The sequence below is a fragment of the Stenotrophomonas sp. SY1 genome, from assembly GCF_021202945.1.
Lineage (GTDB): Bacteria > Pseudomonadota > Gammaproteobacteria > Xanthomonadales > Xanthomonadaceae > Stenotrophomonas.
Map to the genome: position 1 here is coordinate 2684042 of NZ_JAJOYR010000001.1, position 15993 is coordinate 2700034.

Annotated in this window: 13 protein-coding genes; 2 read left to right on the forward strand and 11 right to left on the reverse strand. The window is 64.7% G+C overall.

Annotated features, from left to right (window positions below; genetic code table 11):
- Nucleotides 1-53 precede the first annotated feature (53 nt).
- The 11 genes from guaB to ndk form a co-directional block, all read right to left on the reverse strand.
- Nucleotides 54-1511 (reverse strand): IMP dehydrogenase, encoded by a 1458-nt coding sequence (gene guaB / locus LR961_RS11370; protein WP_232149087.1) that lies wholly within the window; start codon nt 1509-1511, stop codon nt 54-56.
- Nucleotides 1512-1777: 266 nt separating this feature from the next.
- Nucleotides 1778-2662 carry a bifunctional methylenetetrahydrofolate dehydrogenase/methenyltetrahydrofolate cyclohydrolase FolD gene (gene folD / locus LR961_RS11375; RefSeq protein WP_232149089.1) on the reverse strand — a complete coding sequence of 295 codons (885 nt, stop codon included), beginning with the start codon at nt 2660-2662 and terminating at the stop codon, nt 1778-1780.
- Nucleotides 2663-2747: 85 nt separating this feature from the next.
- Complete coding sequence (locus tag LR961_RS11380; RefSeq protein ID WP_232149090.1) at nt 2748-4598, reverse strand: monovalent cation:proton antiporter-2 (CPA2) family protein; 1851 nt, start codon at nt 4596-4598, stop codon at nt 2748-2750.
- A 102-nt stretch (nt 4599-4700) separates the two neighbouring features.
- Entirely contained in the window at nt 4701-5840 is a 1140-nt protein-coding gene (gene moeB / locus LR961_RS11385; protein ID WP_232149091.1) for a molybdopterin-synthase adenylyltransferase MoeB, read from the reverse strand.
- 270 nt (nt 5841-6110) lie between these two features.
- Entirely contained in the window at nt 6111-7511 is a 1401-nt protein-coding gene (der, locus tag LR961_RS11390; protein WP_232149092.1) for a ribosome biogenesis GTPase Der, read from the reverse strand.
- 12 nt (nt 7512-7523) lie between these two features.
- Entirely contained in the window at nt 7524-8720 is a 1197-nt protein-coding gene (bamB, locus tag LR961_RS11395) for an outer membrane protein assembly factor BamB (RefSeq protein WP_232149093.1), read from the reverse strand.
- Nucleotides 8720-9361: a tetratricopeptide repeat protein gene (locus LR961_RS11400; RefSeq protein ID WP_232149094.1), complete on the reverse strand. Its 642-nt coding sequence runs from the start codon at nt 9359-9361 to the stop codon at nt 8720-8722. Before LR961_RS11400 ends, bamB begins: the two co-directional genes overlap by 1 nt.
- A gap of 55 nt (nt 9362-9416) precedes the next feature.
- Nucleotides 9417-10265, reverse strand: coding sequence for a RodZ domain-containing protein (locus LR961_RS11405; RefSeq protein ID WP_232149095.1), 849 nt, complete (start codon nt 10263-10265; stop codon nt 9417-9419).
- 6 nt (nt 10266-10271) lie between these two features.
- Complete coding sequence (pilW, locus tag LR961_RS11410) at nt 10272-11075, reverse strand: type IV pilus biogenesis/stability protein PilW (protein WP_232149096.1); 804 nt, start codon at nt 11073-11075, stop codon at nt 10272-10274.
- Nucleotides 11062-12267: a 23S rRNA (adenine(2503)-C(2))-methyltransferase RlmN gene (gene rlmN / locus LR961_RS11415; protein WP_232149097.1), complete on the reverse strand. Its 1206-nt coding sequence runs from the start codon at nt 12265-12267 to the stop codon at nt 11062-11064. Before rlmN ends, pilW begins: the two co-directional genes overlap by 14 nt.
- Before the next feature lie 25 nt (nt 12268-12292).
- Nucleotides 12293-12718 (reverse strand): nucleoside-diphosphate kinase, encoded by a 426-nt coding sequence (gene ndk, locus LR961_RS11420; RefSeq protein ID WP_108749396.1) that lies wholly within the window; start codon nt 12716-12718, stop codon nt 12293-12295.
- A 214-nt stretch (nt 12719-12932) separates the two neighbouring features.
- Between ndk and LR961_RS11425 the strand changes: the two genes are divergently transcribed.
- Nucleotides 12933-13583 carry a TetR family transcriptional regulator gene (locus LR961_RS11425; protein ID WP_232149098.1) on the forward strand — a complete coding sequence of 217 codons (651 nt, stop codon included), beginning with the start codon at nt 12933-12935 and terminating at the stop codon, nt 13581-13583.
- 34 nt (nt 13584-13617) lie between these two features.
- Nucleotides 13618-15990 carry a 3-hydroxyacyl-CoA dehydrogenase/enoyl-CoA hydratase family protein gene (locus LR961_RS11430; protein ID WP_232149099.1) on the forward strand — a complete coding sequence of 791 codons (2373 nt, stop codon included), beginning with the start codon at nt 13618-13620 and terminating at the stop codon, nt 15988-15990.
- Nucleotides 15991-15993 lie beyond the last annotated feature (3 nt).

Below are 15993 nucleotides of genomic sequence, written 5' to 3' on the forward strand. Positions count from 1 at the left end.
GGATAGAGAAAGAGGAACGGGACAGTGTCCTCGTTCCTCTTCTTCTTACCGCATCAAGCGCGGTAGTTCGGCGGCTCTTTGGTGATCTGCACGTCGTGGACGTGACTCTCACGTTGGCCGGCGCCGCTGATCTTCACGAACTTCGGCTGGGTGCGCATTTCTTCGATGGTGGCGCAACCGACATAGCCCATGGTCGCGCGCAGGCCACCGATCAGCTGGTGGATGATGCCGCCGACCTGGCCGCGGTACGGCACGCGACCTTCGATGCCTTCCGGCACCAGCTTGTCGGCGGTGGCAGCGTCCTGGAAATAACGGTCCTTGGAACCCTTTTCCATCGCAGCCAGCGAACCCATGCCGCGGTAGCTCTTGTAGGAGCGGCCCTGGAACAGTTCGGTTTCACCCGGCGATTCCTCGGTACCGGCCAGCAGGCCACCGATCATCACCGTCGATGCACCGGCAGCCAGTGCCTTGCCGATGTCACCGGAGTAGCGGATGCCACCGTCGGCGATCAGCGGGATGCGATCCTGCAGTGCTTCGGCAACCAGATCGATCGCGGTCACCTGCGGCACGCCGACACCGGCGACCACGCGGGTGGTGCAGATAGAGCCCGGGCCGATGCCGACCTTGACCGCATCGGCGCCGGAATCCAGCAGCGCCAGCGCCGCCTCACCGGTACAGATGTTGCCGCCGACAACCTGCACGTGCGGGAAGTTCTTCTTCACCCACAGCACGCGGTCCAGCACGCCCTGCGAATGGCCGTGCGCGGTGTCCACCACCAGCACGTCCACGCCGGCAGCGACCAGCGCTTCGACGCGGCGATCGGTGTCACCACCAACGCCGACCGCAGCGCCCACCAGCAGACGCGTTGCGGCGTCCTTGGCAGCGTTGGGGTTGTCGCTCTTCTTCTGGATGTCCTTGACGGTGATCAGGCCGCGCAGTTCAAACGCGTCGTTCACCACCAGCACCTTTTCGATGCGGTTCTTGTGCAGCAGCGACAGTACTTCGTCGGAGGCAGCGCCTTCCTTCACCGTGACCAGACGGTCCTTCTTGGTCATGATGTGGCGGACCGGGTCATCCAGCTCGGTTTCAAAGCGCATGTCGCGGTGCGTGACGATGCCGGCCAGCAGGCCGTCATTGCCCACCACCGGAACACCGGAGATGTTGTGCGCCTGGGTCAGCGCCAGCACGTCGCGGATGGTGGTTTCCGGGCCAACCGTGATCGGGTCACGAATTACACCGGACTCGAACTTCTTGACCTTGGCCACTTCCGCAGCCTGCTGCTCAAGCGTCAGGTTCTTGTGGATGATGCCAATGCCGCCGAGCTGGGCCATGGCAATGGCCAGACGTGCTTCGGTGACGGTATCCATGGCGGCCGAGACAATCGGCAGCTTCAACCGCAGACCGCGCGTCAGGCGCGTGCCGAGGTCGACATCCTTGGGCAGGATCGTGGAGTGAGCGGGGACGAGCGAAACGTCGTCGTAGGTGAGTGCTTCAGCCTGGATGCGCAGCATCGGCATACCCGAGATGTGGGGAAGCGCGACATTTTACCCTTATTTCCTGCCCGATGGCAGGGGGCAAATGCGATGCAGTGTCACATCAGCGCGGGTTATTCAGCTGCTGGAAGTGGAAGGGCATTCGTCCTTCCCTGCCCTCGCCTTGGCTACGCCAAAGGGGCTATCGGCGGATGCCAGTGAACTGAACGCCCGCTGGTTCGGCCCCCCTCCCTTGCGCCAAAGGCGCAGGGGAGCGCTGGGGAGGGGTAGCTCTTAAAGAGCAATCAGCCCGCCGCCTCAACCGCCTCGATCGTGTTCTGCATCAGCGTGGCCACGGTCATCGGGCCCACGCCACCCGGCACCGGAGTGATCCAGCTGGCGCGCTGGGCTGCAGCCTCAAAGCCGACATCGCCGACAAGACGACCGTCCTCCAGGCGATTGATGCCCACGTCGATCACCACCGCACCCGGCTTGACCCACTCGCCCGGAATCAGCTGCGGAATGCCCACCGCCACCACCAGGATGTCGGCGTTGCGCACCGCGCGTTCCAGTTCGGCGCGCGGGGTGAACTTGTGGCAGCTGGTCACCGTGCAGCCGGCAATCAGCAGCTCCAGCCCCATCGGCCGGCCGACGTGGTTGCTGACGCCGACGATGGTGGCATTGCGGCCACGCACCGGTTGGTCGGTATGACCCAGCAGCGTCGTGATGCCACGCGGCGTGCATGGGCGCAGGCCGAATTCACGCAGCACCAGATGGCCCACGTTCTGCGGGTGGAAGCCATCCACGTCCTTGCGCGGATCAATGCGCTGGATCAGGCGGTTGGCATCCGGAATGCCCGGCAGCGGCAGCTGGATCAGGATGCCGTGGATCTTCGGGTCGGCGTTGAGCTGGTCGATCAGCTCAAGCAGCTGCGCCTCGCTGGTGCCCGCCGGCAGGTCGTAATCGAAGGCTTCGATGCCGACTTTCTCGGCAGCGCGGCGCTTGTTGCGCACGTACACGGTCGAAGCCGGGTCGCCGCCCACCAGCACCACCGCCAGCCCCGGACGCGATTGGCCGGCGGCAAGGCGTGCGTCCACGCGCACCTTGAGATCGTCGAGAAGCTCTTCGGCGATACGGCGGCCATCAAGGATGCGGGAGGTCTGCACGGGTGCGTCGGCGGAGACAGTCATTGGGCGTGGGAAAAGCTGCGGGGGCGGCTATTGTCCCTGATTACGGCAGATGCCACACCCTGCAAGGCCCAACGCCCTGCCCCGCCTATGGCGCCTCCGGCTCCGAGCCCCGCTCTGCTCCGGCAATGGCGTCGGGATTGAGCGGCCGCGATTCCCGCTTTGGCGGGGTGAATGGGGTTGGGGTCGGCTTGGGCGTCGGCGACACATTGCCGTACAGCATCCCCACGCCGGCCTTGAGCCCACCACCGGCGATTTCCAGTTCGAAGCGCTCGGCATCCCGGCGCCTGATTTCACGCGCCACCAGGTCGGCCTCGTCCTCCTCCGCCCCCAGCTGCAGCAGCGCAGCGCGGCCGAACTCCACCGCCGACTCGAAGGTTTCGCGGATCTGGAAATCGACACCGGCGTGTATCAATGAGAGCGAATGTTCGCGGTCATACGAGCGCACCAGCAACTTGGCCTGCGGGAACTCATGCCCGACCAACTCGACGATTCGATCGGCAGCGGCGCGGTCGTTCACGCATACCGCGATGGCGCGTGCCGTCTGAGCACCCGATGCACGCAGCACGTCCAACCGCGTGCCATCGCCGTAATAGATCTTGAAGCCAAAATCCGCGGCGCTGCGGATCATCGCGATGTCGTTGTCGATGATGGTCACGTCCACATCACGCGCCAGCAGCGACTGGCTGGACACCTGCCCGAAACGTCCAAAGCCGATCACCAGCACGCTGCCGGTCAAGCCATCGGCCGCTTCCACGCCCTCGGCTGAAACCAGGCCTTCCTTCACCAGCCGGCGGTACACCAGCATGCACAGCGGCGTCAGTGCCATCGACAGCACCACCACGGCGGTGAGGTTGGCGTTGACCTTGGCATCGATCACCCCGGCGCTGGCCGCAGCGGCGAACAGCACAAAGGCAAATTCGCCGCCCTGCGCCATCAGCACACCGCGATCGAGCGCCTGCCGGTGATCGCTGCCCATCACTCGCGCAACGATGTAGATGCACAACGCCTTGGCCAGCATCATTGCCGGCACCAGCAACGCAATCAGCTTCCAGTTCAGCGCCACCACCGACAGGTCCAGCGCCATGCCGACGCTGAGAAAGAACAAACCCAGCAGGATGCCGCGGAACGGCTCGATATCGGCCTCGATCTGGTGTCGGAACGTGGATTCGGACAACAGCACACCGGCCAGGAACGCGCCCATCGCCATCGACAAGCCACCCAGCTGCATCAGCAGCGCCGCGCCGAGCACCACCAGCAACGCTGCGGCGGTCATCACTTCGCGCGCCTTGGATTCGGCCAGGATGCGGAACAGCGGATTGAGCAGATAGCGGCCGACCACCACCAGTCCGACGATGGCGCCGGCGCCAATGGCGATGCTCACCCAGCGCGAGCCCTCCTGCGCGACGCCATGGGCCGGCGCCATCCATGCCACCAACGCCAGCAACGGCACGATCAGCAGGTCTTCGAACAGCAGGATCGAGACGATCTTCTGTCCCGACGGCAGCGCCACATCACCGCGCTCGGCAAGCAACTGCATCACCACTGCTGTGGACGTCAGCACGAAACCAGCGGCGGCAATGAAGGCCACCTGCGGGCGATAGCCGAACAGCATCGCGATACCGGTCAGCACCGCGGCGCAGGTGACGATCTGCGCGGTACCGAGACCGAAAATCTCGTTGCGCAGGCTCCAAAGATGCGAAGGGCGCATTTCCAGCCCGATCACGAACAGGAACATCACCACGCCCAGTTCGGCCACGTGCAGGATGGCCTGCGGATCGGAGAACCAGCCGAAACCGAACGGTCCGATCGCCAAACCGGCCACGAAATAGCCCAACACCGAGCCCAGGCCCAATCGCCGGAACAACGGCACCGCCACCACGGCAGCGCCGAGCAGCGCCACCACCTTTACCAGTTCCGTCGAGGATTCCGCTGACATGCCCGCCCCTTGCTCATCCAATGTGCGCACGATAAAGCACAACGTGTGCAATCCGGGTGCGGCAGACGCATTCAATCCGCCCCGGGGCCGGAACGGATCAATTCATGCGCGGTGCGAACAGAACGCGGCGTAGTCGATATAGCCCGGGAAGGGCACGCTCGGCGCGCAGACCGGGCACGCCGGATCGGCGGTGATCCTGGTTTCGCGGAAACGCATCTGCAGCGCATCGAAGCGCAGCAGCCGCCCGGTCAACGGTTCGCCGATGTCCAGCAGCAGCTTGAGCACCTCGGTGGCCTGCATCACCCCCGCCAGACCCGGTAGCACGCCCAGAACGCCGGCTTCCGAGCAGTTCGGCGCGAACTCCGGCGGCGGCGGCTCGGGGAACAGACAGCGATAGCACGGCGCCTGACCACGCTGGCGACCAGCATCAAACACGCTCACCTGCCCGTCGAAACGCTCGATGGCCGCATACACCAGCGGCTTGGCGTGCTTGATGCAGGCATCGTTGAGCAGATAGCGCAGCGGGAAGTTGTCCGAACCGTCCAGCACCACATCCACGCCCTGCATCAGCGCATCGATGTTGTCGGAGCTCACCCGCTCACGGATCGCCTCCACCTCGACATGCGGATTCAGCGCCAGCAGGCGCTCACGTGCCGACGCCACCTTGGCCATGCCCACAGCCGCCTCGGTGTGGATGATCTGCCGGTGCAGGTTGCTGCGCTCGACCACATCATCATCAGCAATGCGAAGATGCCCCACCCCGGCTGCGGCCAGATAGAAACTGGCAGGCGCACCGAGTCCACCGGCTCCCAACACGAGCACCCGCGACTGGCGCAGGCGGCGCTGCCCGGCCTCGCCCACCTGCGGCAACAGCAGGTGACGTGAATAGCGGTCATAGAAATCGCGCTCGTCGGCATCGAGCAGCGGCTGCACCAATGGCAATCCGGCCACTCGCCAGGCCACCGTTCCGCCGGCGACGGAGGCCAACCGGCCATAGCCTGCTTCGGCCAACACCGCCACCGCGTCGCCTGAGCGCTTGCCGCTCTGGCAGATCAGCATGAACTCGCGCTCCGGGTCTGGCAGGTGCCGGCCGGGATCAGCCAGCAACGCCCCTTTCGCGACGCCCAGCGCGCCTTCAGCCATCCCCCCAGCGCGCTCATGCGCCTCGCGCACGTCAATCAACAACACGCCGTCCAATTGCCGGGCGCGGGCCTGTTCCGGGGTCAGTTCGCGAATGCTCATGCGTCGATTATCGGCCAATAGCCGCTGCAGGGGCGGCCTCGGCCACGAAGCCACGGCACCTGCACATCACTGCCCAGTCCGCCAACCGGAACATCCCGGCTTCGCGCCCAGGGCGCTCGTATCCCGCAGCGGCGGCCTTGGCCGCGAAAGCCACGGCACCTGCAGATCGCAGCCCGCCCCGTCCGCTGGTAGATCCCCGCTTCGCGGCCGAAGCAGCGTTTACCGGGCCCCGGAATGCAGAAGGCGACCTTGCGGTCGCCTCCTGCTGAATCACTTACGGCCCTTCACATGCTTCATCAAGCGCCGCTTGGCTTTTACCTGCCGCTCGGTCAGCACGTTCTTCTTGCCCTCGTACGGGTTGGCACCCTCGCGGAACAGGAACGTCACCGGCGTACCGACCAGCTTGAAACGCTTGCGGAAGAAGTTCTCCAGATAACGCTTGTACGAATCAGGCAGCTCCTTCAAACGCGTACCGTGCACGATGAACGTCGGCGGATTGGTGCCGCCCGGATGCACGTAACGCAGCTTGGAAACGTGACCACGGATGCTCGGCGGCGGGTTCGTTTCGTATGCGACTTCCAGCGCCTTGTTCACCTCGCTGGTGCTGAACTCGTGCGTCGCCGAGGCATGTGCCCGGTGCACCGCACGGAACAGCTCCTTCAGACCCGAACCGTGCTTGGCCGAGATACGCACCACTTCAGCCCACGGCACGAAGCCCAGCTTCCGCGACACCAGGGCCTCGGCCTGCTCACGTTGATAGTCGGTAAGGCCATCCCACTTGTTGATCGCAATCACCAGCGCACGGCCAGCATCAAGCACCGCACCGAGCACGCTCGCGTCCTGGTCGGTGACGCCTTCGCTGGCGTCCAGCATCAGCACCGCAACCTGGGATTGCTCGATCGCACGCAGCGTCTTGACCACGCTGAACTTCTCGACCACCTCTTCAACCCGGGCCTTGCGGCGCAGGCCAGCGGTGTCGATCAGCCGGTACAGCTGGCCATCACGCTCCATGTCCACCGAAATGGAATCGCGCGTGGTACCTGGCACCTCCGACGCGATCATCCGCTCCTCGCCCAGCAGGCGATTGACCAGCGTCGACTTGCCCACGTTCGGGCGGCCGCAGAAGGCAATACGGATACGATTCGGATCGTTGTCCAGCGTCTCGGTCGTGCCCTCTTCAGGCAGCCGCTCGATGATTTCGTCAACCAGATCGTCAATGCCCTGACGATGTGCCGCCGAAACCATCAACATTTCGCTGAAACCGTAACGCGCAAACTCTGCACGCACGGCATTCTCATCCGTGCCGTCGATCTTGTTGATCAACAGCAACGTAGGCCGCGCAAGCTTGCGCAGCCATGACAGGATCTCGTCATCCAGCGCCGACGCGCCATCACGCGCGTCGACCACAAATACGATCAGATCCGCCTCACCGGCGGCGGCTCGAGCCTGGCGCGCAGTGGCGCCGGCCAGCCCTTCCTCTTCACCGGCAATACCGCCGGTATCAACGAGCAGGAAGGGATTGTCCTCGTTCAGACGGCAGACGCCGTAGTTGCGATCACGGGTTACCCCGGGCTGGTCATGGACCAGCGCATCGCGCGTACGGGTCAGCGCATTGAAAATCGTGGACTTGCCGACGTTCGGCCGTCCAACCAGGGCGACCAAAGGCAGCATCGCTTGTACTCCTTATTGGGCCAACCGAAATGCGGTCAGCTTTCCATCTACGTTCTGCACCAGCGCAATGCCGTCGGCGACAACCGGCGTAGCCAGAACGGCGTCACCGCCACTCTTCTCGCGCGCAGCCAACTCGCCGTCACTGAGCCGCAGCCAGTGCAGATAACCCTTGTAATCCCCGACCACGGCGTAATCACCCTGGACCGCGGCACCTGTAAGCGAACGACGGGCCAGCGCCTGCTGCGACCACATCGCCGAGCCGGACGACTTGTCCAGCCCATAAACCGTACCCTTGCCATCGGTGACGACCACGTTGCCCGAAGACACCGCAACGCCACCGCCGCCACCGTGATCACGCGACCACAACGGACGACCGGTCGGCCCTTCGATGGCCATCGTCTCGTTCTTGAAGCTGGTCACGTACAGCGTGTTGCCCTCCAGCACCGGGGCGCCGTCGATATCGGCCATGCGCTCCAGCTCGGTACGGCCTTCCGGCGTACCTACCGATTGTTCCCACAGCGGGCGACCATCCTGCATCGCCAGCGCACTGAGCGTGCCGTCATCGTTGCCGATGAACAGAACGCCCGGGCCCGCCACCACCGGCGCGTTGCCACGCACGGTCAGCGACGGCAGTTCCTGCGAGTTGAACCAACGCTGCTCGCCCGTGGCTGCATCCAGCGCGGTGGTGCGGCCATCGTTGCTGCGCACGAACACCAGGCCCTGTGCGACGGCCGGTGCGGCGATCACTTCGCCCGGCACCTTGGCCTTCCACTTCTCGGCACCGCTGCTGGCATCCAGCGCGATGACCTGCCCGTCCAGCGTGCCGATCACCACCAGGCCGTCACCCACGCCGGGGCCACCGGACAGGCGCAGCTTGGGCTTCTTCTTTTCCTTGGCCGGGGTGTACTCCCAGACTTCCTTGCCCGTCTGCAGGTCCAGCGCGTGCACGCCGCCTTCCACTGCAGCCGCATACACACGGCCATCGGACACCACCGGCGCCTGACGCAGGCCGATACGGCCTTCGCCCTTGCCGACATTGGCCGACCAGATCTTGTTGACCGTCAGGGTCGGCTCGAACTTCACCAGCTCAGCCGGCTCCAGCGCCTTCTTGGCTTCCGCGTCCTTGCCCGCGAACCAGCCCTTGACCGTCGAGCAGCCGGTCAGCGTCATCGCGACCAGCACCACGCCTGCAACATGCTTGAGCTTCATCAAATCTTCTCCGCCGCAGGATCGGTCACGGTGCCACCGGCATCCGTCAATTTGGTTTCAAGCAGGCGGCGTTGCGGCGCAGCCACGTCCAGCTTGGCCAGCGCCTTGCTGTACAGCTCACGTGCCTGATCACGCTTGTTCTGGGCAATCAAGGCATCGCCGCCGATTTCCAGACTGGCGCTGTCCTGCGCGGAGCCGACCAGCTTCAGCGCTTCTTCCGCCTTGCCGGTTTCAATCAGCAGGCGTGCCACGCGCTGGTCGATCAGCGTCTTGAACTCACCTTCGGCCTTGAGTGCGCGCAGGGTCTTGATGGCGTCTTCGTTCTTGCCGGCTTCGACCTGGGCCTTTGCAAGCTCCAGCGCGGCCAGGTCGGCGTAGATGCCGGTCTTGCCACCGCCCAGCGCGGCAACTTCCTTGGCAGCTTCTTCCAGATTCTTGGATTGCAGGCTGCGCGTGACTGCTTCATAGCGGACATTGGCCTCAGCCAACTTGCCCACCTGCTCCTTCTGCCACCACTGCCAACCGGCGATGGCGCCAATACCGAGAACCACTCCGCCGAGGATTCCGGCACCATTCTTGCGCAGCCACGTGCGGACACGTTCGCCTTGTTCGTGCTCGTCGAGCAGGTCGTCAATCGCCATGCGTACTCTCGCTTCCCTGCCGGGAAGCCTTGTTGTTTTGAGTCGGCGCCTTGCCTCAGTGTGAAACCGGCGCCACGGAACCGTCAGAGGATACCGTAAAGCGGGCAACATTACCGCGCTTGTAGGGCCCCAGATCGACGTTACCGGAGGCCTGCTGAACCTCCACCTTCGCTGCATTGCCGAGCACCATGCGGCCCACCTGCCCTGCGGAGAAAGTGCGGGTCTGGCCCGAGGGGATCAGCGCCTTCTCAACGGTCGAACCATCGGGAGCGGAGATTTCCACCCAGCTGTCGCCCTTGAAGGTCAGCGTCAACGCCCCTGCCGAAGCGGGCGCAACAGGCCGAGCCATCGCCGGGGCCATCGAGGCGATGTAAGGCCCACTGGGCTGCGTGTCCGCGACCTGCGCAGCTGCGGCCGGAGCCGGCACAGCCGAGGCGGCGGCAACCGATTCCGCCGGTGGTACCACGTCCAACGAAGCCGTACTCGGCGGCGAATTGTGGGTGCTGCTGCTGATTACGTACCAGATCGGCACCGCCAGCACGGCGGTGATGACCACATAGACCGCACGACGGCCAAGATTTTCTGCCGCACGCCGAAGCGGCGGCGTATGTGTATGACTGACCAGCTTGGGTGGCTCTACCGGGGCCAGCCGAGCCTGCTCCAGCAGGCCTTCCAGATCAACGCGCAGCAGCCGCGCATAGCTGCGCAACTGGCCACGGACGAATACCGGGGCGCCCAGTCGATCCCATTGCTCTGTTTCCAGCGCCGCCACAACCTGCACAGGCATGCGCAGCTGGCTGGCTACCTCCCCCAGCGACAACCCCGCAGCCTCACGGGCCTTGCGCAGCTGTTCGCCACATCCCACCGCACCATCGAAAACGTTGACACCCGGGTCGTTGATCACAATGCATCAGCCTTGGGATTTCGAGGCCGCGCCTGAAGGAAACTCCTCGCGCAACCGCTGTTGGAACCGACCGGCGGCACTCCCGTCGCCCAGCCGCTCTTCTACCTGAATGGCAAGTTGTAACACGGAAACCGTGGCCGGCGCAGCCGCCAGCCGGCGCTGATAGAAAGCCCGCGCTTCAAAGTAACGACCGTGTAGCAGTTCGTTGCGCGCCATCGACTCCAGCGCATACGGATTGTCGGGCGCCAGCGCCAGTGCTTGGCGCAGATCGCGCTCGGCGCGCTCGCGCTGACCAACATCCAGGGCGCAACCTCCTGCATTGGCCAATGCATCGGCTCGGGACGCGTATTCCGGCACGGCCAAAGCCCGATCAAACCAGACCAAGGCCTCGGCCGGGTGCCCGTTCCCACACAACCAGGCCCCGTAATTGTTCAGCATCTCACCGCGCTGCGGGGCCAGTTCGGCCGCCTTGCGATACAGCGCGCCCGCAGCCGCACTCTGGCCTCGACGCCCTTCCACCACCGCCTGCACGGTGAAGGCATCCGGCGACGTCGGGTCCAGCTTCTGCGCCGAGCGCGCGTATTTGACTGCCTCATCCAGCGCACCGCGCCGAAAGCGATCGCCTGCCAGCTCCAGCAATTCCTGATAACGCATCCGCTGGCGCGCGGCGCGGTCGTCACGTACGTGATAGTCCAGCGCAACGCGTCCAGCCTCCTGGGTCCTGAAGACCTTTGAGCCACCGCCGTGCCCGCAGCCGGCGACCAGCAGCGTGGCGATCACCAGCAGGAGCAACCGATCAGGCCTGCGCATCCCCGAGTTCCTGTGCTTGCAGCAGGCGATTGAACTCCGCCTGGCGGCGGGTGCGATCCATCACCTGGCCCTTGAGCTGACCACAGGCTGCGTCGATGTCATCGCCGCGGGTACGCCGCACCATCGTCAGCACCTGCGAGTCGAGCAGGATTTTCTGGAAGGCGCGGATCTGCTCCTCGTCCGAACGCTCATAGCGCGTGCCGGGGAACGGATTGAACGGGATCAGATTGACCTTGCCCGAATCCTTGGCCTGCACCGCGTTGTCGAACTGGCGCATCAAGCGCGCCAGCTGGCGGGCGTGCTCGGGCTGGTCGTTGATGCCCTTCATCAGCGTGTATTCGAAGGTCACCGAATCGCGCTTCTTGTTGCCGCGCAGGTAACGCGCGCAGGAAGCCATCAACTCGGCGATCGGGTACTTCTTGTTGAGCGGCACCAGCGTTTCGCGCAGCTCATCGTTGGGCGCGTGCAGCGACACAGCCAACGACACATCGCTCTCGACCGACAGGCGATCAATCTGCGGCACCAGGCCGGAGGTGGACAAGGTCACGCGCTTGTTGGCCAGGCCGTAGCCGAGGTCATCGCGCATGATGCTCATGGCGCGCACGACGTTGTCGAAATTCATCAGCGGCTCGCCCATGCCCATCATCACCACGTTGGTGAGGCGGCGCATCTGGTGCGGCACGTTGCCCAGGTGACGGGCGGCAACCCACACCTGGCCGATGATCTCGGCGGTGGTCAGGTTGCGGTTGAAACCCTGGGTGGCGGTCGAACAGAAGGTGCAGTTCAAGCCGCAACCGACCTGCGAGGACACGCACAGCGTGCCGCGGGTCTTGTCAGGGATGTAGACGGTTTCGATGGCGTTCTTGCCATCCACGCCCATCGCCAGCAGCCACTTGTGGGTGCCATCGGCGGAAGGCTTGTCGAACACGATATTCGGGACGATGACCTCGGCATGCGCCTGCAGCTTGGTGCGCAGCGCCTTGCCGAGGTCAGTCATCAGGTCGAAATCGGTGACGTAGCGGTGATGGATCCACTTCATCACCTGATGGGCACGGAACTTCTGTTCGCCAAGGGTTTCGACGAAGAACTTTTCCAGGCCCGCGCGATCGAGGTCGAGCAGGTTCTGCTTGCCAGCAGTCGGTGCCGTCTTCGGCAACGGCTGGATGGCGGGTGTCTGTACGACCTCGTTCACGGCTTCAACCTTTAATGCTTGCTACTTAGCGCGAAACCACTTCGGTGGCGGCGAAGAAGTAGGCCACTTCGATGGCTGCGTTCTCGACCGAATCCGAACCGTGGGCGGCGTTGGCGTCGATGGAATCGGCGAAATCAGCGCGGATGGTGCCCGGCGCTGCGTCCTTCGGGTTGGTGGCGCCCAGCAGGTCGCGGTGGGCCAGCACGGCGTTCTCGCCTTCCAGCGCCTGGATCATCACCGGGCCGGAGATCATGAACTCGACCAGCGCGTTGAAGAACGGACGCTCGCGGTGCACGGCGTAGAAACCTTCGGCTTCACGACGCGAGAGCTGCTTGTACTTGGCAGCCACAACCTTCAGGCCGGCCTTTTCAAAGCGCGCGTAGATTTCACCGATCACGTTCTTGGCAACGGCGTCGGGCTTGATGATCGAAAGGGTGCGCTCCAGCGCCATGGGAAATCTCCGGGTGTTTAGGGCCGGTCTGGCCCGAGGGTACATGAAAAAAACCCGCGTGCGGACGCGGGCTTAGCCTGAATTGCGGTGGCTGATTCTACCGGTTGACTCCACCCTTTGCACAGCGGCACATGAACGATGCTGCATAGCAGCATGACCAGAACGCCCGGGCGGGCGTAGGATCCAAACAATCGTTTGATTGATTGTTCTGACCATGGGCAAACCCGCCAGCTTCTCCACCAAGGACCGCATCCTCGGCGCGGCCGAGGAACTGTTCGCCCTGCACGGCTTCGCCGGCACCTCGCTGCGCCAGGTGACCAGTCACGCCGATGTAAACATTGCCGCGGTCAACTACCACTTCGGGTCCAAGGAAAACCTGGTCAATGAAGTGTTCCGCCGCCGCATGGACGAGATGACCGCCGCCCGTCTGGGCCAGCTGGAGCAGGCCCGCAATGCCCATCCTGGCGACCTGCGCGCGGTGCTTGCAGCCTTTGTCGAGCCCGCCCTGGCACTGGCCCAGGACCGCCAGAGCGGCGGTGCCTTCGTGCGCGTCATCGCCCGCGCCTATGCCGAGAAGAACGACAACCTGCGCAAGTTCCTGTCCGACCACTACGGCCATGTGCTGCGCGAGTTCGGCAAGGCCATCGGCGCCTGCGTGCCAGGCCTGAGCAAGGAAGAGCTGTACTGGCGCCTGGACTTCCTGGCCGGTGCGCTCACCTACGCCATGGCCGACTTCGGCCTGATCAAGCGCCCGCACAACATCAGCGAGGCCGCCCACCGCAGCAAGGCCGCGCAGGAACTGATTCATTTCGCCGAAGCCGGTTTCCGTGCCAGCGCACGTACGCCGGATTCTTCCCCCACCTGATCCATCCGTCATCGCAGACCAAAGGTTTATCGATATGTCCAATTCCCTGCTTGTCCGCCGCGCAGCCGTCCTGGGCGCAGGCGTCATGGGTGCGCAGATCGCCGCCCACCTGACCAATGCCGGCATCGACACCGTCCTGTTCGACCTGGCTGCCAAGGAAGGCCCGGCCGACGGCATCGTGCTGAAGGCCATCGCCAACCTGGGCAAGTTGAGCCCGGCACCGCTGGCGTCCAAGTCGCTGGCCGAAGCCATCACCCCGGCCAACTACGACTCAGGCCTGGAGCAGCTGCGCGACTGCGACCTGATCATCGAGGCCATCGCTGAACGGATGGACTGGAAGCAGGACCTGTACAAGAAGATCGCCCCGTTCGTGAACGAACACGCGGTGCTGGCCTCCAACACCTCCGGCCTGGGCATCAACAAGCTCGCCGACGTGCTGCCGGAAGAACTGCGCCACCGCTTCAGCGGCGTGCACTTTTTCAATCCGCCGCGCTACATGCACCTTGCCGAGCTGATCCCGGCCAAGACCACCGACAAGTCGGTGCTGGAAGGCCTGGAAACCTTCCTGACCACCAACCTCGGCAAGGGCGTGGTGTACGCCAAGGACACCCCGAACTTCATCGGCAACCGCATCGGCGTGTTCTCGATCCTGTCCACCATCCACCACACCCAGCAGTTCGGCCTTGGCTTTGACGAAGTGGACGGCCTGACCGGCCCGCTGGTCGGCCGCCCGAAATCGGCCACCTACCGCACCTCCGACGTGGTCGGCCTGGACACCATGGCCCACGTCATCAAGACCATGGGCGACACCCTGCCCGATGACCCGTGGCACCAGTACTTCAAGTCGCCGGTGTGGCTGGACGCGCTGATCAGCAAGGGCGCACTGGGCCAGAAGACCGGCGCTGGCATCTTCCGCAAGGTTGGCAAGGACATCGTGGTGATCGACCTGCAGAAGCAGGACTACCGCCCGGCCGACCGCACCGCCGCGCCGGAAGTGGTCGAGATCCTGAAGATCAAGAGCCCGGCCGAGAAGTTCGCCAAGCTGCGCGAAAGCCAGCACCCGCAGGCGCAGTTCCTGTGGGCCAGCTTCCGCGACCTGTTCCATTACAGTGCCTACCACCTGGCCGACATCGCTGAAACCGCGCGCGACGTGGACCTGGCCATCCGCTGGGGCTACGGCTGGTCGTTGGGCCCGTTCGAGACCTGGCAGGCCGCCGGCTGGAAGCAGGTGGCGCAGTGGATCGCCGACGACATCGCCGCCGGCAAGAGCATGAGCAGCGCGCCGCTGCCGGCTTGGGTACTGGACGGCCGTGACGGCGTGCATGCCGCCGAAGGCAGCTACAGCCCGTCGCTGAACACCCTGGTGCCGCGCTCGTCGCTGCCGGTGTACCAGCGCCAGCGCTTCCCGGACGCCCTGCTGGGCGAGAAGTTCGCCCCGGGCGAGACCGTGTTCGAGAACGACGGCATCCGCCTGTGGACCGACGGTGACGGCATCGGCGTCATCAGCTTCAAGACCAAGATGAACACCGTGTCGGACCAGGTGCTGGACGGCATCCAGCATGCCATCGGCCTGTCCGAGAAGCAGTTCAAGGGCGTGGTGATCTGGCAGAACAAGGAGCCCTTCTCCGCCGGCGCCGACCTGTCCGGCGCACTGGGCGCGTTGCAGGCCGGCAAGATCGCCGAGTTCGAAGCGATGGTCGCCAACTTCCAGCGCACCAGCCAGCGCATCAAGTACGCCACCGTGCCGGTGGTGACCGCCGTGCGCGGCCTAGCCCTGGGCGGCGGCTGTGAGTTCCAGATGCATGCCGCCAAGTCGGTCGCATCGCTGGAAAGCTATATCGGCCTGGTCGAAGCCGGCGTCGGCCTGCTGCCGGCAGGCGGTGGCCTGAAGGAACTGGCCGTGCGCGCCTCGCAGGCCGCCGGTGCCGACGGCGACGTGTTCGCCGAGCTGAAGAAGACCTTCGAAACTGTCGCGATGGCCAAGGTGTCCAACTCGGCGGTCAACGCCAAGGAGCTGGGTCTGATGCGCGGTACCGACAAGGTCGTGTTCAACAGCTTCGAGCTGCTGCACATCGCCAAGGCCGAAGTCACCGCACTGGCCGAAGGCGGCTACCGTCCGCCGATGCCGGCACGCCGCATCCGCGTGGCCGGTGACGTGGGCATCGCGACCTTCAAGATGATGCTGGTCAACATGCTGGAAGGCCGCTTCATCAGCCCCTACGACTACGAGATCGCCGAGCGCATCGCCACCGTGCTGTGCGGCGGCAAGGTCGACCGCAACACGGTGGTGGACGAAGAGTGGCTGCTCACCCTGGAGCGCAAGCACTTCGTCGAACTGGCCCAGCAGGAAAAGACCCAGGCCCGCATCGCGCACATGCTCAAGACCGGCAAGCCGCTGCGGAACTGAGTG

Coding starts and splice junctions, on each gene's coding strand:
- moeB (WP_232149091.1), bottom strand. CDS start 5,840: ATGAGCATTCGCGAACTGACCCCGGAACAGGCCCGCGCCCGGCAATTG.
- folD (WP_232149089.1), bottom strand. CDS start 2,662: ATGACTGTCTCCGCCGACGCACCCGTGCAGACCTCCCGCATCCTTGAT.
- LR961_RS11400 (WP_232149094.1), bottom strand. CDS start 9,361: ATGGCGATTGACGACCTGCTCGACGAGCACGAACAAGGCGAACGTGTC.
- LR961_RS11425 (WP_232149098.1), top strand. CDS start 12,933: ATGGGCAAACCCGCCAGCTTCTCCACCAAGGACCGCATCCTCGGCGCG.
- LR961_RS11380 (WP_232149090.1), bottom strand. CDS start 4,598: ATGTCAGCGGAATCCTCGACGGAACTGGTAAAGGTGGTGGCGCTGCTC.
- LR961_RS11430 (WP_232149099.1), top strand. CDS start 13,618: ATGTCCAATTCCCTGCTTGTCCGCCGCGCAGCCGTCCTGGGCGCAGGC.
- guaB (WP_232149087.1), bottom strand. CDS start 1,511: ATGCTGCGCATCCAGGCTGAAGCACTCACCTACGACGACGTTTCGCTC.
- pilW (WP_232149096.1), bottom strand. CDS start 11,075: ATGCGCAGGCCTGATCGGTTGCTCCTGCTGGTGATCGCCACGCTGCTG.
- ndk (WP_108749396.1), bottom strand. CDS start 12,718: ATGGCGCTGGAGCGCACCCTTTCGATCATCAAGCCCGACGCCGTTGCC.
- bamB (WP_232149093.1), bottom strand. CDS start 8,720: ATGAAGCTCAAGCATGTTGCAGGCGTGGTGCTGGTCGCGATGACGCTG.
- der (WP_232149092.1), bottom strand. CDS start 7,511: ATGCTGCCTTTGGTCGCCCTGGTTGGACGGCCGAACGTCGGCAAGTCC.